Raw genomic sequence first — 25,585 nt, 5'->3', positions numbered from 1 at the left:
GGAGCTGTGAGAGAAATGAAAACAAACGCCCGCCGATGGCAGATGGGCTCACTTTTGCTATATGGCGCTGTCGCGTTGAGCGCCTTGCTATTTATCATTCCGATCGTGCTTGTATTGTCCGCTTCATTTACAGACGAAAACACGCTGACGCTGCATGGATATGCGCTCATACCTGAGAAGTTCAGCCTGCAGGCGTACCGCTACATATTGAAGGATGCCGGTCAGTTGTTCCTTTCTTACAAAGTAACCATCCTCGTAACGGTTGCAGGTACGCTGCTCAGCCTTCTGACGACCGCGTTACTGGCTTATCCGTTGTCGCGCCGGGTATTCGGCATGCGATCGGGGATTACGTTCTTTGTCCTGTTCACGATGCTGTTCAACGGAGGACTCGTCCCAACCTACATTTGGGTGTCCAACTATTTACAGTTAAAAAATACGTTTGCGGTTCTGGTTCTCATGGGATTGCTCAGTCCGTTTTACGTTTTTGTGATGCGCACCTTCTTTAAGGCAATCCCTGAATCGATCATCGAATCCGCTTATATGGAAGGCGCGGGAGAATGGACCATTTTCGCCCGGATCATCTTACCTTTATCGACGCCGGCGTTAGCGACCATCGCGTTGTTTACTTCGCTTAACTATTGGAACGACTGGCTGACAACACTGCTTTACATCGACCAATCCAATAAAATATCGCTGCAATACTTACTTGTTATGATGATGAGTAACATACAGGCCGCTTCCTCGAACCCAAACGGAACTCTTGGAGCCGATTTCCCGGCGGAGACGGCCCGCATGGCGATGGCGGTGCTGTCCATTGCTCCGATCGCTTGCATCTTTCTCTTTTTTCAACGTTTCTTCGTACAGGGATTGACGGTAGGCGCAGTGAAAGAGTAAGTAAGGTGAGTAAGGTTGACTATGGGCTAAAGGAGATTGGTTATGATCAGTAAACTTCTTCCGAGTAAATTTTTTCTCAAGCTGATCCTTTCCTTTAGCGCATTGTTGATGGTCATCACGCTCTCTTTGTCCGCATTGCTGTACAGTAATTTCAAGCGGGTCACCCTCATATCGATAGCGGACACGAACGGCAACTATTTGAACCAGATCAGCTACAGCGCGAATTATATGAATGACAATGCCATCAATTTGCTCTGGAATATTTATCTCAATCCCCGAACGGTTGCATTGATGTATCAGGATGAAAACGACTACGACGAGCTGTACAAGGAATCCATCCGTTTAACCCAGATCGTTGACAGTAATCCCTTCGTTCACTCCATTTATGTGTACAATCAAAAACTGAACCGCTACCTGGGGACCGGCCCGGAAAAGCTGATGTTCAAGGATGATTTCTTCGACGGCGACGCCATAGATATGTTGGCCCGTAAGTCTCCGGTATTAACGCCCGACGCGAGATATATTACGGAACCTTACAGCGACGGGAAACGCAAGCAGGTGTTCACGTATCTACTGTATGAGCACGCGCCTTCGGACAAATCGATAGAAGGGGCCGTCATTCTGAACGTCAAAGCGGAATATTTGCAGCAGATGACGGAAGTGCTGAAGCTGAAGAGCCAGCAGGAACAGGGAGAAGCGTTCATCATGGCTTCGGACGGCACATTCATCAGCCAACCGACGGATGTCAACGCCAAAGCATGGAGCGAAACGGTGAGGCAGTCGGTTCTGAGTGAAAATCGGGCCGGCGCAAACGGACATTTTACGATGAAGCTGGACGGCGGCAAATATTTGGTCAGCTACGTCCGATCTTCTTCGATGGATTGGTACTATGTTTTGTTCCAGCCCTACCCTTCCGTTATTTCAAGCGTGGATAAAATCCGGAACATTACGCTGCAAGTCACGATTGCCGCATTGTTGATCGGTTTGATCGGCGCGATCATGATGTCGCGGCGGCTTCATTACCCGCTCGAACGGCTTTTGAACAAGACGCTGCAAGCGCATGGATTGAAGGCGAACGTATTGAAATACAGAGACGAGATCCGACTGCTGGATCAGGTCGTATCGAGCTCGTACGGAACGCAAAAGAATGGAAATCCGCAAACAAAAGCTGCGTAATCTCGTGCTTCGGGGAGATGTGCCGAGCGCCAATCCGGATAAAGCGATCAACTATAAAGTGGATTTTCAGCTACCGGTTCGGGTCATCTTGTTTCGCATCGATCACTATAAGCCATTCGTTCGTCAGTATAGCGAGAAGGAACGAGACTTGCTCAGGTATTCGCTGACCAACGTCATTCAAGAAAATTTCGCGCGTGGATTCGCGTGCGAGTGTATCGATATGGGCGAAGATTTGTTGTGCGGGTTGGTGCAGCTCCCCCTTGGAACGTCAGGAGCCGGGAGAAGAGGAAGTGCTCGCATGGCTTCGTGAATCGCAATTATGGTGCGAGTCGCATTTAAGAGTGTCGTTTTCCTGTTTTGTGGGCGAAACGGCGGTCGGCGTGGACGAGATACCTTCTACATATCGAACTTTGCAGCAGTTGTCGCAATATCGCTTCATTTACGGTTTTGGGACGATTGTACGGCAGGCCGACATCGACGAATCGGCGCGGGAAGACGGGAAAATATCCGCGATGGAAGAAACCGAGCTGATGGACGCGCTGAACAACGGACAATTGAACGAAGCCAAGGAGATTTTCAGGCAAATGATGGACCGGCAGAAAAAGCTCAAATACGAGAGCATGATGACCAATATGCTGCAAATCGCGTATATCATCCACAATCGGATGGCCAACATGGAGGATTATGGGGATAGCGATGCGCCTATCAATATCAATCAATCATTAAAGGAACTGCTCGATGCTGAAACCGCCGACGAATGGAGACTGTCATTGGAACAATCGTTCGCCAGAATGACGAAGTTGGTCAAGGAGCGCAAGGAAAAGAGATCGAGCGCCCTGGCGGATTCTGCTGTCTCATACATTCATCTTCATTATCGTGATGCCTCCTTATGCCTGGACACGATAGCGGAGCACTTGAAGTATTCGAAAGTCTATTTAAGCAAAGTGTTCCGGGAAACGGTCGGACATTCCGTCGCCGAGTACATTACCGACTATCGGATCTCCAAAGTGGTGGAGGATCTCGGGAGCGGCTGCAGCATTGACGAGCTGTTGGAACGAAACGGCGTAGACAACAAGAAGTATTTTTATACGCTTTTCAAAAGAAAAATGGGTGTATCCATACGCGAGTACCGGACGATAACGATCATGCAGCAGCCGGTGTCGGAGGATAAAAACTAAATCTTGGCGAACGGCCGGATTGTTGCATAATCGGCGGGCTTGATATTCGATTTTTCGCCGATTGTTTCGATTGTGTCCTTCTCTTTGCCGAAAAGAAACCATTACATTTTATTCATCCGAGCAATCGGATCATCCACAACATTTTTTAGGGAGGAAAGAAAGCATGAAGAAAAACAAAAAAATACGGGTGTGGTCGGCAACCATTCTGATCATGAGCATGGTGATGGCATTTCTGTCGGCCTGCAGCAATGGCGGAAAAGAAGAAAGCGCTTCCCCGACGGCCGGCTCGTCCCCCTCTGCGAGTGCTGCTGCCACTTCGACAGAACCGGCAGCAACCAAAGGGGATACGAAGGATCACGTCACGCTAACCTGGTATTATCCCGGCAACGTGCAGCAAATGACCGATCTCGCTTCCGTCGAAGCGGAGATGAACAAAATCGTAAATAAAGAAATTAACGCTTCAATCAAGCTTCAGCCTATCGACTGGGGCGCGTACGATCAGAAGATGAACGTCGTGAGCGCCGGAGGCGATTCGTTCGATCTGGTTTTTACGGCGCCTTGGTCGAACGATTATTACACGAACGTAGCTCGCGGCGCGCTGCTGCCGCTGGATGATCTGTTGAAGCAATATGCGCCGAAACTATACAGCACCGTCCCGGAGAAAGTGTGGAACGCAACGCGGATAAAAGGAAAAATCTACGGCGCGATCAATTGGCAAATCGTAGCTATGCCGTACGGTCCGTCCTTACCGAAAAAGTACGTGGACAAATATCAGATCGACCTGGATTCGCTCAAAACGCCCAAAGATTTTACGCCGTACTTCGAAAAGTGGAACGAAAGCTATCCTCCGTTCCTTGGCGGCGATCATTTCAGCATCGCGCCTCCACTGTACGGATTCGACAGTATCGGAGGAGATACTTCCGTCGGGTGGATCCGGCTGGATGACGCCAACCTGACGGTGGTTAATCAGTATGCTTCCGAAGCATTCAAAGATTTGGCGGAAACCTATTACCTATGGAGAGAAAAAGGCTACATTCCGAAAGACGCGGCGATGGTGACGACGGAGAAACGAACGGCCCGGAATAAAGCGGGGCAATTCGAGATGGGAACGCTGTCCACCCCCGTCAAGCCAGGCGTCGATCAAGAAGCGGAAAGCGCCTATAAAGAACCGTTCGTTTCGAGGCGCGTTACGAAGCCGCTCATTACGACCAACCGCGCAATCGCGACGATGACGGGCATCAGCCGAACGTCCAAAAATCCGGAGCGGGCGGCGATGTTCCTTGAGCTCATCAACACGAACAAGGAACTGTATCGACTCATGACAAGAGGAATCGAGAATAAGCACTATACCAAAGTGAACGAGGATCTGATCAAACTCATACCGGACAGCGGCTACAATCCCGACACGGACTGGATGTTCGGAGACCAATTCAACGGGTACTACACGAATCCGGTAGCAGCGGAAGCTAAAATCTGGGAGCAGACGGAGAAGTTGAACAACGAAGCCGACGCATCCCCGATTCTCGGATTCGTATTCGACGCCGAACCGGTTAAATCCGAACTGGCACAGACGGAATCCGTGTACCAGGAATATATTCTGGGCTTGCTGACCGGGGCTTTGAACCCGAAGGACAAACTGCCGGAATTTCTGGATAAGCTTGAAAAAGCCGGCGCATCCAAAATCATCGCGGAGAAACAACGTCAATTGGATGCTTGGAAAAACCAAAACCAATAAACGCTAACCGTTTCCTGCAAATCCGAAAGAGCGAAAGCTGAAATGAGAGAGTTTCATTTCGGCTTTCGCTGCACATGACGGGTATTCATGAAAGGAGAATATTGATGAAAAAGATCAAGAAAGCGCTTTCTATAATACTTGCGGTATATCTTCTTTTTCCCATACTGGATGATTCGGCGTTGATTCAGCCGGCTTCGGCATCGGGAGAAATTGAACTGTATGCTTCGCCTTCCGGGAACGGCAATCAATGCACGCTGGCCGCACCATGCTCGTTGGAAGGCGCGCGAGATCTTTCCCGGACGCTGCTTAACGCAATGGACAAAGATGTGAACATTGTTCTTCGAGGCGGGACCTATGAGCGCACTTCAACTTTTACGCTGACTTCCGCCGATTCCGGCCGCAATGGCTATCGTGTCTATTACAAAGCATATGCCGGCGAAACGCCGGTCATCAGCGGAGGGAAAACGATTACGGGATGGGCGCTTTATGACGCCGACGCCAATATTTATCGTGCCGCGGTTGATGCCGGACTGGATACGAGGCAAATTTACGTGAACGGCGAACGCGCCCAAAAAGCGAGAGGGAAACCTCCGGCAGGCATGACCTTGAAGGCCGATGGCCACACCACCCCGAATTTAGATATGCAGCATTGGAGAAATACGGATCGGATCGAATTCGTCTACCGCAATAACTGGCAGGAAGGGGTATGCCGCGTTCAATCGATCGTGGGCGGCGACATTAAGATGAACCCCTCCTGTTGGTCAAGAGTTACTTCCAGCACAGGGCTGCCTTATGAAATCGCAAACGCTTTCGAACTGTTGGACGCGCCTGGAGAGTGGTACCTGGATAAGGAAGAACATTACTTATACTACAAACCGCGCGCGGGAGAGAATATGGCTACGGCAAGCGTCGTCGTCCCCGTCCTTGAGCGTCTGGTATCCGTGTCCGGCACCTATGACCAGCCACTGCGAAACGTTACCTTCGAAGGCATCGTATTCGCCTATTCGACATGGCTTGAACCGAGCGGCCCATTCGGGTTCAAGGAAAGCCAGGCCAACCTGATGTACCCGACGGATTTCGAGGCACAGCTGCCGGAGGATCTGGTTAAAATTCCGGCGGCGGTCTCCGTACAGGCGGCAGAAGCTGTTCGATTTGAAAGAAATGTATTTACCCATATGGGCGCTGGCGGCTTAAACATCGATATGGGTCGGAACAATGCGATACAAGGAAATATTTTAAGCGATATTTCCGGCAACGGACTCATGCTCGGCGACGTGAAAGCCGAAGATCATCACCCTTCCGTCCCGGACCGCTTGGTCAAAGACAACCGGATCGAAAACAATGTCGTGACCCGGGCGGCACAGGAGTATCACGGGGGCGTGGGCATTTGGGTCGGGTATACCGAAAATACGTTGATTGCGCACAATGAAGTGTTTGATTTGCCTTATTCAGGCATTTCGATCGGTTGGGGTTGGGGATCGGTGGACAGCACCGACAATCCGTCCGCCAGCAAGGATAACAAAATCATCGCCAATCACGTGCACCATCTGATGCAAGAGATGGTGGACGGCGGCGGCATTTATTCGTTGGGTATGCAAAGAAACATGCTGATCCAAGGCAATGTCGTGCATGACCAGCTTTATGATTTTGGCGCTTATTATTTAGACGATGGAAGCCGGTACGTCACGCTGGATTCGAATATCGCCTACGGCAACAAGCGCAATTTAATCGCAAAAGGGTCGAACCATACGATTCGAGGGAATTATTGGGACAACGAGTCCAGCAATATGAACCAGTATACGAACAGTACAGTCGAGAACAACCAGGTGACCATGCCTGGCCAATTCCCATTGGCCATTTTGAACAAGGCTGGTCTTACGGCGGCGTATGCAGATTTACTCGATCAGGTTGAGACTTCGGACGAATCGAACGTGGCCGCAGGAAAGCCGGCCTATGCCTACGACGGAACGGGCGGCACGCTGTCATCCACGGAGGTTGATGCCGGCCGCGCAACGGACAAAGATTTGTCTACGGACACGGGGGTCTACGGCGGAAGCGGGCCATGGGCGCTGGCTGTCGATCTGGAACGAAGCCATTTGGCGGACGCTATTGTCGTTTCGTTTCCGGCAGGCGGCGTGCCGTCTTCATTCAAGGTGGAAATCGCAGGCCTGGATGGAATATGGGAGACGGTTGCCAGCAACGCGACAGGCCATACGGGTCGCAATATCGTTCCGATGGACGGCAAGCGGATACGTACCGTGAGAGTGACTGCCGTCAGCGGCAGCATGGCGATCGCCGAAGTGGAAGTTTATAAAAAAAATGCATCGGTGCCGTTGAACAAAGGATTTTCCATTGCCGTCATCTCGTCGGATAACGTGGCGAGTGATTCTCCTTCCGTCGTCAGCATAGACGGTCAGCATAACGTGACCGGACTAGCAGACGGAGCTGCGGTCATAAGCCATGCAGGAGGGGACTGGCAGTTCAAAGTGGATGTCGCGCCTTTCTCGAATGTTGCGTTATATGCCGAAAATACGAAAGTGGCGTCCGGGAGAAGCGTGCAAGTGTTCTTGAAAGGAACGACAACGGAAGGATTGAATGTTCCGTTCGACCTTCAACAGATCGATTTCACTTCAGATAACGAGACGAAGTTAAGCGTAGACGCGTCAGGCCTCGTATCCGCTCACGGCCCGGGCTCGGCAAACATAACGGCTTCTACGGCCCAAGAGGGTGCGCCGATTATCCGAAGCTTGCCATTCCTCGCGTTTGAAGAGGCGGTTGATTTCGTTGGGGTCCAGGTGAGCGTTCCGTACCTTCATCCGGCCGAAACGGCTCAAATATCCATAAGCGAACTCAAGTATGATTCCGGGTACCCGGTCGAGCTTGCCGATGTCGATTCCATTCAATATACGAGTTTGAATCCCGATATCGCCACGGTAAATACGACTGGCCTCATTACGGCCCTCCAGCCTGGGCAGGCAACGTTTGCCGTTAAGGTGACCGTTAATGGGAAACAGGCGGAAACGGAAGTGAAGCTGTCCGTATTTCCGGCGGGGTGGGCGTACGCCAATGTCAACAACGCTGAAGGCGCGGCCGAATTCGACGGCGATTCGTGGCGCATACAAAACAAAGGCAGCGATATTTTCGGTACGGCAGATCAATTCGGTTTTGTGTACAAGGCGATTGACATGAATCAATATCCTCAGGGCGTAGCCATAACGACGACGATTCAATCGTTGGAAGATGTGCATAACGCGACCATGACCGGTTTAATGATGCGGTCGACGCTGGATCCCGGCTCGAAAAATGTGAACTACAGAATGCACGCGAGCCAAGGTTTGGAATTAAAATATATGCCCTTTACTTGGAGAACGGCCGATAATCAGGCGACGGATTACTTCTATGCCGACAACTTGCCGCTGCCTGCGAAAATTCGGCTGATCTATGCGGATCAAATCGCAACCGCGCAGTATTGGGATGTGACGAATTCCCAATGGAAAACAGCAGGAGCGGTTCCGATCGAATTGGGCGCGAGCTTCTACGTCGGCGCGGCCCATACCTCGCATGATCTGGAGCGTTTCTCCACGACCGAAATATCCGGCATTTCGATTTCCGATGCGGAAAATTTGCCGATCCGAATATCGGCGGATACGAATTTGTTGACGACGAATGCGACGTTGTCCTTGTACACGGCGGGCAAAGGCGTTAACGAAACGATTCGCTACACGTCCGACAATGAAGGCGTAGCCACTGTCGACCAGAACGGTACAGTTACAGCGGTTGCGACAGGCAAGGCCGTGATCAAAGCGCAAGCGATGTCCGGGGCTGTCGAACTGCCGGGACGCTCGGATTCGATCGTCGTGTACGTCTATGACGAGCCGGAGCAGCTTCATTCGGTGAACAAGGCGCTGAACAAACCGGCGGCAGCGATGACTTCCAATCTTAGAGGCTTGTTGTCTACGCATCCGGGAGCCCAAGAGACGAACGGAAATGACGGCAACCCGAATACCGGCACGCAAGCGAACGGTCAATACGATTGGGCGTATCGCGTCGACCTGGGCGGTCTTCAAAGCGTGGATCGCATGGCGGTCACATTCAATGCGGGGTCATTCGCCACCCAGTTCGAATTTTTGATCTCGCGAGACGGCATCGACTGGGAAGTGATGGACAGCTTCAATAACACGGTTGGCGGCACGACCTACTCGACCTTCTTTGAGGAAACGCGGATGGCTCGTTATGCCGTCGTCAGGGCGATTCGTCCGAACGGTCCGGCGCAGCCCGGCAGTCAGATGAACGTGTCTGAGTTCGAGGTGTTCGGTCAAGTCGTGCCGGCGGATGTTTCAGGCGTCAGCCTGAACCGAACGAATATCGTACTCGGCAACGGCGGGACGACGAAGCTGACGGCAACGGTGACGCCTGCGGGCGCAAACCCGGGGGTAACGTGGTCGTCGAGCGACGAGAGCGTCGTCACCGTGGATGCGAACGGCAAGCTGACGGCGCACGCGCCAGGGACGGCGACCGTGACGGCAGCGTCGCAAGAGAACGCCAGCCTGTCGGCAACCAGCACGGTTTCGGTGCGCGAGATCACCAACGTCGCGCTGAACCAGCCGTCGAAGGGGTTGACGGCGGACCTGCTGCAAGACGCGGATGCCGGCACGCCTTTTGCCAACGGCAACGACGGGAAGATGGACACGTACGCGGTGCCAACCGGAGTGTGGAACTGGGCACTCCGGGTAGACTTGGGCAGCGTGAAGGACATTGGAGGCATGGCGGTCACGTTCGATCCAGGGGGGGGTATGCGACTGCATTTGACTTCCTCGTGTCTACCAACGGTACAGATTGGGAAGTCGTCGATTCGTTCAGCGGCACGACCGGGGTCGGTTACGTGCAGTATCGGACAGACTTGGAAACGCTGAAGTCGGCTCGTTATGCGGCCGTACGCTCGATCACGCCGAATGGGCCGGCGCAGCCCGGCGGCCAGATGGTGGTGACGGAGTTCGAGGTGTATGAGCTGGCGCCGTCCATTGCAGAGGGCGTGAGCTTAAACCGAACGAATATCGTACTCGGCAACGGCGGGACGACGAAGCTGACGGCAACGGTGACGCCTGCGGGCGCAAACCCGGGGATAACGTGGTCGTCGAGCGACGAGAGCGTCGTCACCGTGGATGCGAACGGCAAGCTGACGGCGCACGCGCCAGGGACGGCGACCGTGACGGCAGCGTCGCAAGAGAACGCCAGCCTGTCGGCAACCAGCACGGTTTCGGTGCGCGAGATCACCAACGTCGCGCTGAACCAGCCGTCGAAGGGGTTGACGGCGGACCTGCTGCAAGACGCGGATGCCGGCACGCCTTTTGCCAACGGCAACGACGGGAAGATGGACACGTACGCGGTGCCAACCGGAGTGTGGAACTGGGCACTCCGGGTAGACTTGGGCAGCGTGAAGGACATTGGAGGCATGGCGGTCACGTTCGATCCAGGGGGGGTATGCGACTGCATTTGACTTCCTCGTGTCTACCAACGGTACAGATTGGGAAGTCGTCGATTCGTTCAGCGGCACGACCGGGGTCGGTTACGTGCAGTATCGGACAGACTTGGAAACGCTGAAGTCGGCTCGTTATGCGGCCGTGCGCTCGATCACGCCGAATGGGCCGGCGCAGCCCGGCGGCCAGATGGTGGTGACGGAGTTCGAGGTGTATGAACTGGCGTCGCCTGAGGTTCTTACGCCTTCGTCTCCGACGTTGACCGGTCTCGATATAACGCCCGATCCTGTCTCCTTAATGGCAGGCTTGAGTCAAGCCCTGACGGTGAAGGCCAAGTATTCGGACAACAATGAGACCGATGTGACGGGGAGTGCGATATACAGCACGGACAACAGCTCTATTGCGACCGTAAGCTCCGCAGGGAACGTTGCGTCGGTCGCAGCCGGAACGACTTCGGTCACGGCGGCGTTCGGCGGAAAGACGAAGACGGTTCAAGTTACCGTTACATCCGGCAACAACGGAACGGGCAACGGCAGTAACGGCACAGAAACCGGCAACGGCAGTAACGGCACCGGAACGGGCAGTAGCGGCACAAGCGGCGGCAACGGTTCAGGGAGCGGCTTGCAACCGACGCCGACGCGACCTGTTTTTAACGATAAAGTCGATCCGGATGTTGTTCGTTCGATCGTAGCGCGCGGCAAAAACGCGTCTGCCGTAACCTTCACTGACGTAGCTCCGTCGTCCTGGAGCGCCGCCGTGATCGAAAACGCGGCTCGTATGGGCATCGTGTCGGGCTTTGCGAATGGCGCGTTTAAACCGGATGCGAATGTAACGCGCGCCGAGTTCGCAACGATGCTGGTTCGAGCGTTCGGACTTGCTCCGGCAGGCAGCGCGCTCTTTAAGGATACGCAAGGACATTGGGCGGCCAATGCGATTGCCGCGCTGAATGATTTAGGGATCATTTCGGGCTATGGCGACGGTACGTTTCGTCCGGATCAACCCATTTCCCGAGCCGAGATCGTGGTTATGCTTGCTCGTCTGACGAATTACGTGCCTGCGACGACTTCTCAGTTCTCGGATGTCGAGTCCAACTGGGCGGCGGATGCGATCGGCGCATTCGCCGCGGCCGGAATTGTGTCGGGGAAAGGCGAAGGCAAATTCGCGCCCGCCTCCTCGGCCACGCGAGCGGAATCAGTTGCGATCCTCGTTCGTCTGTTGGAGAAGCTCTTGGTTCAAGAATAGAAAGCGAAAAATAAATAGCGGCTTTCCTTTCTGTCATCTGACAGGAGGCAGGCCGCTATTTGCTTGAATCAATCAATCCAATCATTCCAATATTTTCTTTTTCAATTCACCCGCAAGCTGCTTATGGTACGCAACATCCGGATGATTCAAGCCGTTGGACAGCCGGTCATGAATGTCCTCGCCGTCGCGGACCATCTGTTCCCATTGCGCGTAAACGTCAAGCAAGGGGATGTCATGCTCGGCGGCATACCGTCGCAGCCTATCGTTGTATTTGGCCAAATAACCGGCTTCGTGAATACGGAGAAAATCAGGAACCATAGACCGATAGCATTCCGGGACATGTGGATGATTGCGCGCAATCATCATGATGGTCGTGAGCAGCAATACTTCGGCTTCGGTTTCCGAACGGATTCGCGTTACCAGATCGTGAATCGCTTGAATAAACGGATCGAGCCCTTCGTCGCCTTTGCCGCAGTCGTTCAGTCCGAAACAGATGGTAACGAGATCAGGATGATAGCCGATCACATCCCGTTCCCAACGAGCACGCGATTGTTCGGCAGTAGAACCGGCCACGCCCGAGTTGATGACGCAAAAATTCGCAGCGGGATAACGTTCCAATACGTGCCCTCGGAACAACTCATGATAGACCAGATGGTGTTCGATCTGTCCGGGTCCCAGACAACCCTGGGTAACGCTGTCCCCTATCGCGACGTAGATAATCGATCGCTCATCCGGCCGATTCGATTTTACCGTCAATCGACGGTGCAGACGGGGAAATTCCTGCTTACTCATGCTTTCAGCTCCTTATCGATTTGTCTCTTCTTCGATAAGCGTATCTGAAAAGCGCAACAATGTATTTACAAAATCTTAGTTCCGCTCGCATCCGGCCGGTGTCCGTTTCGCCAGTCGGAGGGACTTAGGCCCGTTTTTCGTTTGAATTCGCCGCTGAAGTGATGAATGTTCGAGAAGCCGCTCTCCGCTGCGACGGTTTGGATGGGCATGGAAGTGAAAGAAAGATACGTTTTGGCCGCTTCCATTCGCAGTTCGAGCAAGTATTCGATCGGCGTGTAGCCCGTCTCTTCTTTGAAACGCTTGATCAGGTAGGTAGATTGAAAGTTGCTGATGGCGGACAGGTCGCGAAGGGTAATTTTGCGCTTGTAGTTGGATTCCAGGTAAAGGGCCAGCGTATGGATCACATCCTTGTTTAACTCATAGCCGGGCGGAAGCGTACTCGATTGTTTGTTTTTGAGCTTGCCTTCGTAGGCGCGCAGCGTATGCTGAACGAGCCATACCATCTTCTCCACATCCAGCAGCAGCATCCGTTTGACCAAGGCCGCGTCCTGATTCGGCAATTCCAACAGGTTGACGATGGCATCGAAACAAAGCCGCATAACGGGAGAGAGGGAATAAGCGGGATCCAAACCGCTTTGAAGCCGGTTCCAGAACAGTACGTTTTGCAGCTTGGACCATTCAGGATGGTCTTCCAACCCCGTGAGATCGATGTACCAGTAGATCGCCCGATCGGACAGAACGGCCAGGTCATGGGGCGTGTTCGGCGTGAAAATAAATAGGGACGGCGGGCGGATCTCGTATGCATCCCCGAGCCAGTTCAATCGATAGTCTCCGGACAGGAGGCAAAGCATTTCATAAGAGGGATGTATGCCCCCGGTACGGTACATCGAGGCGGGAGAACGGACCGAATCATGGCGGATGAGCTCGTAATCTCGAATATTCATATCGAACCTCCGTGTGCCGATGCCTGGTTTTCGTTTCTCATTGTAGCACAGATGTTCATGTTGCGAAATTATTTATAAATCGTAATCTCATTATATTTAAGGTCGTAAGCGTTCATTCGCTGTAAATAGGAACAACAAGATAATATTTAATAAATACTTGAAGATACAAAAGTCTTATAGTGGTGACGTAGCCAAGCGGAAGGAGAACGAATGGAAATGACGACGATCAAAGTAGGCGTAATCGGATTGGGCTCGATCTCAGATATGCATCTGGAAGCTTATGCCTCGAATCCGAAGGTTCGTTTGGAAGCCATATGCGATTTGAATCTCGAGAGAGCCCAAGCTAAAGCTGACAAGTACGGCGTGGCCCGCATATATGCAAATTACAATTCTCTGCTGGAAAATCCGGATATCGACGCGGTCAGTATTTGCACCTGGAACAACACGCATGCCGAGATCAGCATCGCTGCCGTTCGTGCCGGCAAGCACGTGCTGGTCGAAAAGCCGTTATGCAAAACGGTGGAAGAAGCGCATCGCATTCAGGAAGCGGTCAGGGAGTCAGGTAAAAAATTGCAAGTCGGTTACGTGCGCCGATACGATCCGAATGCCCGGATCATTCATGATTTTATCCAAAGCGGCGAGCTTGGCGACATTTATTATGCGCGCGCATCGTGCATTCGCCGGTACGGCAATCCCGGCGGATGGTTTGCGGATGCGGAAAAGTCCGGCGGCGGGCCGTTGATCGATATCGGCGTACACGTAATCGACTTGATGTGGTATTTGATGGGACGTCCCAAAGCCGTTACCGCCAGCGCCAACACATATCGAAAATTGGGGAACCGTGCCAATCTCAAGTACACGTCCGGATATAAAGCGTCGGATTACAACGATCAGATTAACAATGTCGAGGACATGGCCAATGCTTTAATACGCTTTGACAACGGGGCTTCTTTGTATGTGGATGTCAGCTTCACGCTGCATGCCAAGCAGGATGAAATGACGATCAAGCTTTACGGAGAGAAGGGCGGATGCGAGCTGGAGCCTGCCACCGTACTGGTAACGGAAAAACATGATGTGGCGCTCAACATGATGCCGCAAACGGAAACCCCTTCTTTTCATTTTATAAAGGCTTTTCAGAACGAGATCGATCATTTCGTCGATTGCATCGTCGATAACGCCGTTCCGCTTAGTCCGGTTGAAGACGGGGTCGAAATGATGAAAATATTGTGCGGCATCTACGAGTCGGCTGCGCTAGGCAAAGAAGTCGTATTGTAGTTTAGTTTGCCTATCGATCTCGCAAAAGGGAGGAAGGACCGGGAAATGATACTAACGAACAAAATCGGCGTACTCGTGGACAGTTTCCGCGCCGGCTTGCACGAGGGACTGGCGAAAGCGAAGAAAGTAGGCGCGGATGGCGTGCAGTTCTATGCCGGCATGGGCGAGATGGACCCCGATCGATTAACGCCGCGGAGCCGAAGAGAGGTGAAAGATGTTATGGCTTCTCTCGGACTGGAGTTGTCGGCGATATGCGGCGATCTCGGCGGACACGGTTTTCAAGACGCCTCCTTGAATAAACAAAAAATCGAAAAATCCAAACGCATTCTTGATCTGGCGCTTGATCTCGGAACTAATATCGTCACGACGCACATCGGGCTGATTCCAGAGCAACAATCCGATCCTATCTATGAAGCGATGTGGCGAGCCTGCGAAGAAATATCGAACTACGCGACGCGCAGCAAGGCGTTTTTCGCCGTCGAGACCGGTCCGGAAAAGTGCGTCCGCCTCAAAGCGTTCCTGGATTCTTTAACTACGAGCGGGGTGTCCGTCAATTTCGATCCGGCCAACCTGGTCATGGTGGCGGGAGACGACCCGGTAGCGGGCGTCAAGCTGCTGAAAGATTATATCGTGCACACGCACGTGAAGGATGGCATTCAACTACAGGCGGTCGATCCGCGGATTATATATGGATTGCCGGGCTATGAAGGGATCGATCACGCCAAAATCGCGGCCTTGGTGACGTCCGGAGAGGCGTTCAGGGAGACGCCTCTCGGTGAAGGCCAGGTTCGCTTTGATGCGTATTTTGCGGCGCTGCGGGAAATCGGCTATACCGGTTATTTGACGGTCGAACGAGAGGGAGGCGACAAGCCGGAAGCGGACATCCGCCAAGCCGTCCAATTTATCGAACGATACAAACGGCAATAGGCTTCTCGAAAAGCTATAAGGACGGAAGGGGCAGCCGGGCATGTCTGTACGCAAGCGAAGATTAGATAAAGATTGGTTTGTCGAGAGAGACCCCTTGAACATCGGCAAGTTCGACAATTGGCAATCGAGAGGACCATCCCAAGATGCAAAGCCGGTGCAAGTGCCGGGCGTCATGCAGGAAGCTTTTCCAGGCTATCATGGCGTGGCGTGGTATTGGAACGAATACCGATTCGATCATGCGCCGACGTCTGACCAAAAGTGCCGGATCTGGTTCGGAGCCGTTGACTATTATGCGGAAGTGTGGCTGAACGGCGTCTACTTGGGACATCACGAGGGCGGAGAAACGGCGTTTCAACTGGATGGGTCCGAAGCGTTCAAGCCGTTTGCCGTCAACCTGCTCGCCGTCCGAGTCATCAACCCGACGCACGAAGCGATCGATGGATTTACGTTAAACGAGACGCCTCATTACTGGAAAAAGCTCCCTTACGAAGTGGGAGGTGCCTTTAATCACGGCGGCATCGTTCTTCCGGTAGAGATGAGGTTCGTTCCCGCAGCGGTCATCGAAGATATTGCCGTCATTCCCCAATGCGACACGGGAACCGTGAGGCTGAAGATGGTGCTGCGCAACGACTTGTCCGCCACGGTGGAAGCGGGCGTGACAGCCGTCATCGGAGGAAGCGATAGCGACGGGATGACGGCGGAAGACGAATCGGCCGTCACCTTGTTTCTCCCTCCGGGAACGACCGAGGCGGATATGGAGCTTAAGGTCGATCGACCGCGTCTCTGGGGGCTCGACGACCCGTTTTTGTACGCCGTTTCGGTCGGTCTTGAAGTCCGCCGCGAGGAAGCCGAGCGGACGATCCGGGATTATCGAACCGTGAGATGCGGGTTCCGTGATTTCAGGGTGGATGACGAAGGCTATTTCAGACTGAACGGCCAGAAGATTTTCGTGAAATCATCGCATACGACCAACCACTTTCCGATCGGACAACGGGTACCCTATCAGCCCGAGCTGATGAACCGCGACTTGCTGTACGCCAAAGCGGCAGGCTTCAACATGATCCGGTTCATCGCGGGAATGCCTTACCCGGAACAGCTGGATTTCTGCGACACGATCGGACTGCTGGTCTACGAAGAGTGCTATGCAGCCTGGGATTTGCGAGACTCTCCGAAGATGGCTGAACGATATGTGCGGTCGACCGGGCAGATGGTCCAAAGAGATCGCAACCATCCTTCTGTCGTCATCTGGGGATTGCTGAATGAAAGGCTGAGTGGTCCCGTATTCGATCAGGCAGTAGCGACGCTTCCATTCCTTAGGAAATACGATCCCACCCGTTTGGTGCTACTGAGCAGCGGCAGATGGGACGGTCAATACGATATTGGCTCGGTCAGCAATCCCGGAACGGTGGATTGGCAGCGCGTATGGGGAGAAGAGCAGGCGCAGGCTTCCCCGATCGACACAGGCCCTCTTGTGGACGGTTGGTTTAAACCGGGCATTCCCGGAGGCTATATCGAATCCACGGGGGGATGCCCACATTTACGCGCAAGTGCCTCATGACGACTACGCGATCCGGTTGATCCGGACGTTAGGCCATTCCGGGAAACCGGTGTTTCTGTCGGAGTACGGGATCGGCAGCCAGGTGGACGCCATTCGCGTTACGAAGCGGTTTCAGCAGGCGGGAGCGAGCCCCAAATTGGAAGATGCGGCACTGTATCGTGCAATGGCCGACGCGTATACGACGGATTGGAACCGATTCGGCATGAACCAATTGTACGCTTTTCCGGAAGATATGCTGGAAGAAAGCCAGCGGCTAAACGCGGAGCGAAGAATTCGAGGGTTCGATTGGATTCGCGCCAATCCGCGTCTATGCGGATACAATCTGACCGGAACGGTGGACCAGGTCATGGCCGGAGAAGGATTGTGGACGACATGGAGAGAACTGAAGCCGGGCATGATGGACGCGCTGACCGATGGCTGGGCGCCGCTTCGGTGGTGCCTGATCGTGAACAGGACCCACGTTTACCGCGGCAGGCCGTTCCTCTTCGAGCTTCATTTGGCGAACGAAGGCGTGCTGGCTCCAGGCATATATCCGGTAAAGATTCGATTATCGGGACCGGAAGGCGTCGTCTGGGAGAGAAGTTTCGATTGGGAAATGACCGATGCCGGCGCAGAAGCTTTTGCGCTACCTGTCTGGCAGGAAGAAATGGTGGTCCATGGGGCTCCGGGCGCGTATCAATTCACGGCGGCGATGGAGCGCGGCGGCAGTCCGGCCGGAGGGAAGCTTGCGCTGACGCTCTCGGAAGAGGTCGCGCCGCTGACCGATCCCGTGGTCGTGTCGCTATGGGGTGTCGATCGCAAGGCGGAAGATTGGCTGCGTTCCCGGAACGTGGACTGCCGTTCCTACGATCCGGGCGCGACCGACATACCGGACATCGTGCTGGTCGGCGACCCTGGGGACGACCCTTCCTGGGAGCGTCATTGGGAAAGGCTGTTTTCTTTTGTTCGGAAAGGTACGCGGGTCGCCTTTCTCGAGCCGCTTGGGCTGTTCGGGGCGGACGGTACGAGCAGCAAGCTTCCATTCGAACATAAGGGAAAGGCCGTCAGGTATGCGAACACGCTGTACCACAAGGAGGATGTGGCCAAACCGCACGCTTTTTTCGATGGTATGCCGACAGGCGGCATTATGAGCTGGGATTATTACGACCAGATCATTCCGGAATATGTGCTCGAAGACATGGAGCAGCCTGACGAAACCGTCGTGGCAAGCTTTGCTGTCGGTTATCCTTGTCCTGGCGGCTATTTTGGCGGCATCGTACTGGGCGATTACCGTCTGGGAGAGGGGCGGATTATTGTGAATGCATTGAAGATAACGGACAACATCGATAAAAACCCGGCGGCGGACCGGCTGCTGCTCAATATGGCGAGATCGCTGTGAGATACAGGCTGAAAGTATAGATACGCCAGAAGTATAGGTAAGCGCAAAGGAGCGAGCGAAGATGGCGAAAATGAAGTCGCTGCACATAACGGGACCGGGGCAGTTTTCGATTGTCGAGCTGGACGTGCCCGCCGTTAAAGATCATGAAGTCTTGGTGGAAATCGAAGTCGTCGCCACTTGCCCGAGGTGGGACATGAACATGATGGCGGGAAAGGACATGTTCGACGACGCCAAGTCTCCGGAATACCCGTTAGCGCCAGGCTGGCCGGGTCATGAAGCTGCGGGCATCGTGAAGGCGATTGGCAGCGGGGTACGCGAATTTACGATCGGCGACCGGGTTGCCGCGCTCGAGCATATCGAAGGAAGCGGTGCGTACGCCCAATATTTGAACTTCCGGGAAAACGAACTGATCAAGCTTCCCGGCAACATATCGTTTATTCAAGCGGTTTCTTTCGAACTGCTGAAGTGCGTCATGATCGGCCTCTCGCAATTCGGCGATATGCGGGGCAAGTCCGTTATCGTCTCCGGACTCGGGCCGGCAGGCATGCTCGCGATTCAGGCGGCCCGGATCTGGGGGCTTCCGAAGTGATCGGCGTCGATGTCAACGAACAGCGCATCCGTTACGTCCGCGAGCTCGGGATCGGTCGCGTCATGCACGTTAACGAGATTGGCGACCGCCGATTCGATCTGGGGTACGATTGCGTCGGCGCGGCGCCATCCGTGCAAAATTTGCTTGGAATCGTCGACCGGCACATTGTCATTTTTGGCGTGCTGAAAGGCACGTTACAGTATGAAGCGCATTTGTGGTCCAAGGGGTTCAAGCTGGAATCGTATCGATACCGTCCGTTCGGTACCCGAGACCGGGAGCTGCTGATCGATGCCGTCGCGAACAAAGGGCTGAATACGGAATGCATCCAGACGCACCATGTACCGTTCACCCGATACGACGAGGCCGTGGAATTGTCGAGATCGCAGGAAGCGATCAAGGTTCATTTTTATCCGGGATCGGATTTCGAGTAAAAAGCGGGGGGATGGGCGAATGAAGGGAAATGCGGTCGTGTTTACGGACCGATTAAAAGCTTCGTTCCAACAGGTGGACATGCCGGAGCCGGGCCCGGACGAGATTGTCGTTGACGTGGAAGTGTCGTGGATCAGCAACGGGACGGAAGCGTCTTTCTTTCGCGGCGAGCGGATGGCCGGCGATACGCCTTACGAAGCGGGAGCGCCATGGCCGTTTCCGATTGTCGCCGGTTATCAGAAGGTCGGCGTCGTGACACATGTCGGTTCGGAAGTGACGGACGATCTTCAAGTCGGCGATCGCGTATTTGCGACGGTCAGCAGGATTTCGGGCATGTTCGATACGTACGGCGGTCATGTCAATCCGGCGGTAACGCCGGCTCACCAAATCTGGAAGCTGCCGGCAGGTCTTCCGTCCGCCGATTATGCCGGTCTTGTACTGACGCAGGTCGGGTACAATTGCGGCACGCGGGCGCCGGTTCGGGCCGGCGACCGCGCGGTTGTGCTTGGTGACGGGCTTGTCGCGAACTGGACAGTGCAGACGCTGCTGCATCGGGGCGCGCAAGTCATCGCGCTCGGCCGACATGACGAGCGGCTGGCTTTTATGCCTGGCGAAGCAGTCGCCCTGAATACGAAAAAAGCCGATGCGGTGAATGCCGTTCGCGAGTTCGCGCCGGATGGAGCGGCTATTATCGTCGATACGGTAGGCGACATGGACAGCATTCAAGCGTTGTTCCCTCAGCTTGCGCCTAACAGTCATCTTGTTTCTGCAGGTTTTTATGGTCCCCGGGGGTTGATCGATATTCAAATGCTGCGAGCCAAGGAAGTTACGCTGCACGCGCCGGCGGGTTGGACAAAAGAACGGATGGACGAGACGTTGCAGGGGGGTTAGCGCCGGCTGGCTAAAAACCGGCGCGCTCATCACGCACCGTTATCCGGCGGAGCGCGCGAATGAAGCTTGGCGATTGATCGCGGAAAAGAAGGCGCCATTTCTCGGAATCGTCCTCGATTGGAAGTAAAGCGGAGTGATCATTAATTAAGCCAAAAGCGAATACGGAGCAAAGGAACTGGAGCATTTGCTTCGTTCGGCGGGACTGGAGGGATAGCCGATGCAAACTTGCTTGCGGAACATTTTGGATCTCGCGCTTCAGAAAGGACAGGTTTCCGTTACGTGGCTTGGCCAGGCGGGCTATGTGATCAAAGCGTGTCCCGATATTTATTTGGTGATCGACCCTTATCTCTCCGACATATGCGAGCAAAATTTGGGTCGGCAGTTCAAACGTCTTATGCCGGCAGTGCTGACGGTTGAAGAGCTGAACCAATTGCCCCTCGCCGCTTATTTGATTACCCATCATCATGAGGATCATCTGGACCCGCCGATCATACAGGCGCTTCAGGGCGGCGATTATCCGTTCCTTGCTCCGCCGGATTCCGTTTCGATTTTGCGGGGGTTGAACGTCGCGTCGGACAGATGCTTGCCGTTGGCACAGGATGCGCGAGTCGTGCGGAAGGGCTTTACGGTGACGGGAACGTTCGCCGATCACGGGGAGCTGGCCCCTGACGCGGTCGGGATCATCATCGAGACGGCGGGCAAAGTGATATATCATATGGGGGATACATGCCTGAACGAGGCGGAGTTGCAAAAGCTTCGCGATAAATGGCCGTCCATCGATCTGCTGATCGTCCCGATCAACGGTAAATACGGCAATATGAACGAAGCGGAAGCCATCAAGGCCATCGGCATTTTACAACCCAAGCATGTGTTGCCCTGCCACTTCTGGATGCTGCCCGCCAACTCGGGCGGCGACGTCGCCTGGTTTTGCGAGCATGCGGCGGCGGCGTGCCCGGATGTCGAAGTCCGCTTGCTTACGCAAGGAGATCGCTTTATTTTGGAATCGTTCTAAGATCGTTCGGGACGGGTTGCGCCCTACGGCAGCACCGTCCCTTTTTGGCATGCTTGCGCTTGTCAATGATATCGACTTCCGCGCGGTCGTCGTCGGAGGCGCGCTAACGTGCCTCAGCTCATCGGCAAGCAGTTTGCGAACAGCTTATCCCTCCTTGCTGTACAACAACGGAAAGAAATCGTTGTCGAACGGTTGACCGTCGTACGGCCGCGGACCGAGCAGGGTGACATTGTCGTGACGCCGGCCTTTGCGGTAAGCGGTATTGCCGGGCATCAGGTGGGCGACGACAGACAGGCGGGGTTCATGGGATAGATTCGCGCCGGAACCGTGGAAGGTGAGCGCATGATGGAAGCTGGCTTGCCCTGCTTTGAGAATGCAAGGTTCTTCCACCCAGTCCTTGGTGGCGAAGCGGTCGCGCAGTTTCTTCATATCCTGCTCGAAGAAGGAATCGCTGCCTTCGACCACGCCCCAGCGATGGGAGCCGGGGATCGTCATCATGCCGCCATTCGACAGATCGGTATCCTGCAGGGCGATCCATACGGTAACCATATTCGTCGTGTCGCTGCAGCGCCAGTAGCCGTAATCCTGATGCCAGCCGACGTTGCCCAGCGCGGTTTCTTCTCCGCCTGTACCCGGCTTGAGAATAACCTGATCGTGCCAGAGACGAATCGAATCGACGTTTAACAGTTCGGCCGCCATTTCTCCAAGATGACGGTCGGTTACCACGTCGCGTACGGCGTCGTTGATCCACCAGCCGTTGTCCAGCTTGCGCAGCGCTTTCGGATCTTTCGGGGCGACAATCTGATGAAGCGAGATGCCGTCACCGTCAAAGTCCTTGCGCCATATACGCTCATGCGCTTCGCGCAGTCGGGCGATCGTGGCGTCGTCGATCAGCTTCGGGCTGATCCAGTAGCCTTCGCGATGGAATACCTCTTTGTCATTCTCCGTCACTTGATAAGGAATAACAGACATTGTCGACACCTCGGTCACAAATGAATTTAGATGCTGGCGGAGTGGAGTCGCACCAGCTCTGACTACACTTTACATGACGGATCATGTATTTACTTCTCTCCTTTTACGAAGTAGAATCAGAAACAAATGGGCTAGTGGAGCAGTGCGGAAGAGCGGGATGGGGACGGGTCGCATGAAACCGAAAACGACATCAGCCAGATGGGTGATCGATATCGATGAGTCGCACGGCATCCAAGTGCCGGAGCTTGTCACACTTGGATATGACCGGTTTTCGGAAGCCATACCGCTTTCCGACCATCGTCATGAACAGGCGTATGAATTTGTATACATGGAGAGCGGTCAGGCGACCTGGGATATCGGCGGCGAAAGCATTACGACCGTTGCCGGTCAGATGTTGATGACGCGGCCAGATGAATGGCACAGGGCTCGCATTCATTATATCGAGCCTTGCAGCATCTGGTGGGTCATCGTCCGCGATCCGGAGCAGTGCCGGCAATGGTTGCTCTTGCGCCATTCGGAAAAGGACAAGGTCTCGCGGGCGATGCGTGCGCTTGACCGGGTTACCGTGACCGAGACGCGGGTCAGGGACGATTTTCGCCAACTGCGCGATTTGCTGGAAAGAGGGGGGCGATAAATACCGCATTCGGCATCTGCTGCTTGATATTGTGCTGGGGGTCGTTTATCCATCCCCTCATCGTTCGACTTCATTGCTGGAGCAATCCGTCCGTACCCTGATGAAACGAATTGCCCAGGATCCGGCAAAGCGCTGGACGGTCCCCGAACTGGCCGCGAGTATAAATGTCAGCGAATCGCATCTGTTTCGATTGTTCCGGGAGATTGCCGGCGAAGCCCCCGCGACATTCGTGGAACGTACGCGAATTGAACATGCGCGCCGACTTCTGATCGATTCGGACGCGTCCGTCACTTCGTTATCGATGGATCTGGGCTTCAAGACGAGTCAGCACTTTGCCACCGTGTTCAAGCGATATACCGGCGTCAGTCCGAGAAGCTGGAGACTGCAGGCATCGATAAACTGCCCAATTGAATGATTTCGAGCTTGCCGAATTAAACGTGTAGGTCGGCGATCAAATGGTTTCGAGCACAGGGGATAAACGTAGGAAAAAATAAAGCTTAAGGCAGCTGCAACGGCTATTCCGCTGCAGCTGCTTGTCCGTTTGCTTCAATCTTTTTTTACCAACATTATTGACAAGTGGTGGATATAGGATGATAATAATGTCAGTCACCACTGACAGACATCGCATGGACGTTACGGAGAGGGAGCTGATCATGCGCCAAAATAAGCAAGGGACAGCGGAAAAGTTGTTGCGCGCCGCGATCGACCTCATCGCGGAAAAAGGCTACAACGGCGTTACGACCCATGAGATCGCGGAAGCCGCCGACTTGAGCGAAAAGACGCTGTTCCGGCATTACGGAAGCAAGCAAAACCTGCTGGAATCCGCGCTTGAACGATTTCAGTATGCCGAAGAGATGCGAACGCTGTTTACCGAGCAGCTGGCTTGGGAGCTGGAGATCGACCTGCTCGCGATCTGCAGAAAATATCATGAGATCATGAACCGCGACCGCAAGCTGATCCAGATCGCCCTGAAGGACGAGATCCATATCCCGGGCTTCAAGGAGCGCCGACTGCAGCACCCTCGCCAGCTGTTGACGATGTTGACCCAATACTTGGCGACGATGCAGGAGAAGGGGAAGATCGCTTGTCCGAATCCGTCGATGCAGGCGTTTACGTTCATGATGGCGCAATATGGCGCGTTCATGAACGATTTGGAGGCCGGTCAGAACTATCCCGAGATTGCGCTTGAATCGTTTATACAAGAGAACGTCAAGATTTTTGCCAGATCGCTGGCCTAGAGGAGGAGCTTGAAGACATGATGAACGAGGAAGTATCCGCGTTTATTGCGAATTTGAATCAGCCGTGGCAAGTCGAGATCGGCAATCGTCTGCGCGAGTTGGTGCATCGTCATATACCGGAAGCCGAAGAACGGATTCAGTACAAAAAAGCCTCATTTTTTGAAAAACGGGCATTATGCCGCGGTAATCTCGCCGTCCAAAGACGCGATCGCCTTTATGATCATGAATGCGACCGGGCTCGCGTTTCCTAAACAATTCGAAGGGCCGGCAGAACGGAAGTGGCTTAAAATACGCGACGGGGATTCGCCGGATTACGAGCTCCTCGCCGACCTGCTGGTCCAGGCTTCCAGCACGCTCTAAAACCATTATGGCTTTGAATAGGCGGCAACGGACGCCGACCATTATTCGCTTACCCGATGAGGAGGAATTTTTTCATGGAACATCAATCGAATCAACCGTCGGCCGTGACTTTCAGCCGGACGTTCGACGCGCCGCGCGAGCTTGTTTTTCAAATGTGGACGGCGCCCGAGCATTTCGCGAGCTGGTGGGGGCCGCAAGGATTCTCTCTCCAAGTCGCCAAGATGGAAGTTCAGCCGGGCGGGACGTTCCTGGGCAGCCAGTCGTCTCCCGACGGCAACCACGTCATGTGGGGAAAATTCGTCTACCAAGAAGTCGCCGCTCCCGCAAAACTGGTGTTCGTCCAATCCTTCTCCGATGAGCATGGCCATACGATTCGAGCGCCGTTCAGCGCGAATTGGCCGCTTGAGATCCGGAACGAGATTACGCTCGAAGAAAAGGAAGGGAAAACGACGATGACATTGCAAGGCGGTCCGATTAACGCCTCCGCCGAAGAGCAAGCCGCCTATGACGGCATGGCGCCGATGCTTCAGCAAGGTCTTGACGGTACCTTCGATCAACTGGCGGCTTATTTGGACAGCCAAAAGTAAAAAGCGGGCACGTAGAAACGACTGAAGAAGGTAAGGGGCTGTCCCAAAGGATCATGAAAATGACCTGAGAGGCAGCCCTGTTTTTGTTTAGTAAAAGACAGATTGTCAAGCTAAGTGCGACAGTTCGTCCATGAATGTTTCGTAAGGATATTTCCAGCTTAGGTGGTGTTCGCCTTGATGTTGACATATTCCGGCAGATTACGTTTTCGCATGGATATTAGCAAAAACACCTCCGATGTGATCGATCGGGAACTTTTGAATCACGCCGATTATGCCATTACCCTGTGCGGTTTCGAG

The 25,585-nt window shown here is 54.0% G+C and carries 23 protein-coding genes and 1 pseudogene; 21 read left to right on the top strand and 3 right to left on the bottom strand.

Going from position 1 to position 25,585, the window contains the following annotated elements:
* Positions 1-15 precede the first annotated feature (15 nt).
* The 8 genes from OMP38_RS10810 to OMP38_RS10775 all read left to right on the top strand — a co-directional run bounded on the left by OMP38_RS10810 (position 16) and on the right by OMP38_RS10775 (position 11,702).
* Positions 16-894, top strand: coding sequence for a carbohydrate ABC transporter permease (locus OMP38_RS10810; RefSeq protein WP_277565074.1), 879 nt, complete (start codon positions 16-18; stop codon positions 892-894).
* A 42-nt stretch (positions 895-936) separates the two neighbouring features.
* Entirely contained in the window at positions 937-2,070 is a 1,134-nt protein-coding gene (locus tag OMP38_RS10805; protein ID WP_277565073.1) for a cache domain-containing protein, read from the top strand.
* A complete protein-coding gene (locus OMP38_RS10800; RefSeq protein ID WP_277565072.1) occupies positions 2,042-2,380 on the top strand; it encodes a hypothetical protein in 339 nt (112 codons plus the stop codon). Before OMP38_RS10805 ends, OMP38_RS10800 begins: the two co-directional genes overlap by 29 nt.
* On the top strand, positions 2,361-3,248 hold the full coding sequence (locus OMP38_RS10795; RefSeq protein ID WP_277565071.1) for a helix-turn-helix transcriptional regulator: 888 nt from the start codon (positions 2,361-2,363) through the stop codon (positions 3,246-3,248). The genes OMP38_RS10800 and OMP38_RS10795 overlap by 20 nt, the downstream gene beginning before the upstream one ends.
* 163 nt (positions 3,249-3,411) lie before the next feature.
* A complete protein-coding gene (locus OMP38_RS10790; protein WP_277565070.1) occupies positions 3,412-4,983 on the top strand; it encodes an ABC transporter substrate-binding protein in 1,572 nt (523 codons plus the stop codon).
* Between the two features lie 314 nt (positions 4,984-5,297).
* Entirely contained in the window at positions 5,298-9,896 is a 4,599-nt protein-coding gene (locus OMP38_RS10785; RefSeq protein WP_277565069.1) for an Ig-like domain-containing protein, read from the top strand.
* Complete coding sequence (locus tag OMP38_RS10780; RefSeq protein WP_277565068.1) at positions 9,866-10,480, top strand: Ig-like domain-containing protein; 615 nt, start codon at positions 9,866-9,868, stop codon at positions 10,478-10,480. The genes OMP38_RS10785 and OMP38_RS10780 overlap by 31 nt, the downstream gene beginning before the upstream one ends.
* Before the next feature lie 7 nt (positions 10,481-10,487).
* Positions 10,488-11,702 carry an S-layer homology domain-containing protein gene (locus OMP38_RS10775; RefSeq protein ID WP_277565067.1) on the top strand — a complete coding sequence of 405 codons (1,215 nt, stop codon included), beginning with the start codon at positions 10,488-10,490 and terminating at the stop codon, positions 11,700-11,702.
* Between the two features lie 81 nt (positions 11,703-11,783).
* Here OMP38_RS10775 and OMP38_RS10770 read toward each other — a convergent pair whose 3' ends face one another.
* Positions 11,784-12,494: an SGNH/GDSL hydrolase family protein gene (locus OMP38_RS10770; protein WP_277565066.1), complete on the bottom strand. Its 711-nt coding sequence runs from the start codon at positions 12,492-12,494 to the stop codon at positions 11,784-11,786.
* Positions 12,495-12,559: 65 nt separating this feature from the next.
* Positions 12,560-13,438 carry an AraC family transcriptional regulator gene (locus OMP38_RS10765; RefSeq protein ID WP_277565065.1) on the bottom strand — a complete coding sequence of 293 codons (879 nt, stop codon included), beginning with the start codon at positions 13,436-13,438 and terminating at the stop codon, positions 12,560-12,562.
* A 216-nt stretch (positions 13,439-13,654) separates the two neighbouring features.
* On the opposite strand from OMP38_RS10765, the gene OMP38_RS10760 reads away from it, so the two are divergent.
* The 8 genes from OMP38_RS10760 to OMP38_RS10725 all read left to right on the top strand — a co-directional run bounded on the left by OMP38_RS10760 (position 13,655) and on the right by OMP38_RS10725 (position 21,497).
* Positions 13,655-14,713 carry a Gfo/Idh/MocA family protein gene (locus tag OMP38_RS10760; RefSeq protein WP_277565064.1) on the top strand — a complete coding sequence of 353 codons (1,059 nt, stop codon included), beginning with the start codon at positions 13,655-13,657 and terminating at the stop codon, positions 14,711-14,713.
* 45 nt (positions 14,714-14,758) lie between these two features.
* Entirely contained in the window at positions 14,759-15,640 is an 882-nt protein-coding gene (locus OMP38_RS10755; protein WP_277565063.1) for a sugar phosphate isomerase/epimerase family protein, read from the top strand.
* 40 nt (positions 15,641-15,680) lie between these two features.
* A complete protein-coding gene (locus OMP38_RS10750; protein ID WP_277565062.1) occupies positions 15,681-17,198 on the top strand; it encodes a glycoside hydrolase family 2 protein in 1,518 nt (505 codons plus the stop codon).
* Positions 17,188-18,576: a hypothetical protein gene (locus OMP38_RS10745; protein WP_277565061.1), complete on the top strand. Its 1,389-nt coding sequence runs from the start codon at positions 17,188-17,190 to the stop codon at positions 18,574-18,576. The genes OMP38_RS10750 and OMP38_RS10745 overlap by 11 nt, the downstream gene beginning before the upstream one ends.
* Before the next feature lie 61 nt (positions 18,577-18,637).
* Entirely contained in the window at positions 18,638-19,165 is a 528-nt protein-coding gene (locus tag OMP38_RS10740) for an alcohol dehydrogenase catalytic domain-containing protein (RefSeq protein ID WP_277565060.1), read from the top strand.
* Positions 19,162-19,596: a hypothetical protein gene (locus OMP38_RS10735; protein ID WP_277565059.1), complete on the top strand. Its 435-nt coding sequence runs from the start codon at positions 19,162-19,164 to the stop codon at positions 19,594-19,596. The genes OMP38_RS10740 and OMP38_RS10735 overlap by 4 nt, the downstream gene beginning before the upstream one ends.
* Positions 19,597-19,615: 19 nt before the next feature.
* Positions 19,616-20,485, top strand: a complete 870-nt coding sequence (locus OMP38_RS10730) for an MDR/zinc-dependent alcohol dehydrogenase-like family protein (protein ID WP_277565058.1) — start codon at positions 19,616-19,618, stop codon at positions 20,483-20,485.
* A gap of 217 nt (positions 20,486-20,702) precedes the next feature.
* Positions 20,703-21,497, top strand: coding sequence for an MBL fold metallo-hydrolase (locus tag OMP38_RS10725; RefSeq protein WP_277565057.1), 795 nt, complete (start codon positions 20,703-20,705; stop codon positions 21,495-21,497).
* 144 nt (positions 21,498-21,641) lie between these two features.
* On the opposite strand, the gene OMP38_RS10720 is transcribed toward OMP38_RS10725, so the two are convergent.
* Positions 21,642-22,469, bottom strand: a complete 828-nt coding sequence (locus OMP38_RS10720; RefSeq protein ID WP_277565056.1) for a phytanoyl-CoA dioxygenase family protein — start codon at positions 22,467-22,469, stop codon at positions 21,642-21,644.
* Between the two features lie 172 nt (positions 22,470-22,641).
* On the opposite strand from OMP38_RS10720, the gene OMP38_RS10715 reads away from it, so the two are divergent.
* From OMP38_RS10715 to OMP38_RS10695, 5 genes and pseudogenes are all read left to right on the top strand, one after another.
* Positions 22,642-23,103, top strand: coding sequence for a cupin domain-containing protein (locus OMP38_RS10715; RefSeq protein WP_277565055.1), 462 nt, complete (start codon positions 22,642-22,644; stop codon positions 23,101-23,103).
* Positions 23,104-23,203: 100 nt separating this feature from the next.
* The gene (locus OMP38_RS10710; RefSeq protein WP_277565054.1) at positions 23,204-23,518 is read left to right on the top strand and encodes a helix-turn-helix transcriptional regulator; all 315 of its coding nucleotides are present in this window, start codon (positions 23,204-23,206) and stop codon (positions 23,516-23,518) included.
* Between the two features lie 238 nt (positions 23,519-23,756).
* Positions 23,757-24,341, top strand: coding sequence for a TetR/AcrR family transcriptional regulator (locus tag OMP38_RS10705; protein WP_277565234.1), 585 nt, complete (start codon positions 23,757-23,759; stop codon positions 24,339-24,341).
* 20 nt (positions 24,342-24,361) lie between these two features.
* Positions 24,362-24,701, top strand: a pseudogene (locus tag OMP38_RS10700) (DUF1801 domain-containing protein).
* Between the two features lie 74 nt (positions 24,702-24,775).
* Positions 24,776-25,288 carry an SRPBCC family protein gene (locus tag OMP38_RS10695; protein WP_277565053.1) on the top strand — a complete coding sequence of 171 codons (513 nt, stop codon included), beginning with the start codon at positions 24,776-24,778 and terminating at the stop codon, positions 25,286-25,288.
* Positions 25,289-25,585: the final 297 nt, after the last annotated feature.

Source organism: Cohnella ginsengisoli, from assembly GCF_029525555.1.
In the GTDB taxonomy this organism is placed as follows: domain Bacteria; phylum Bacillota; class Bacilli; order Paenibacillales; family Paenibacillaceae; genus Cohnella; species Cohnella ginsengisoli.
This window is presented reverse-complemented; position numbering and strand designations above follow the sequence as displayed.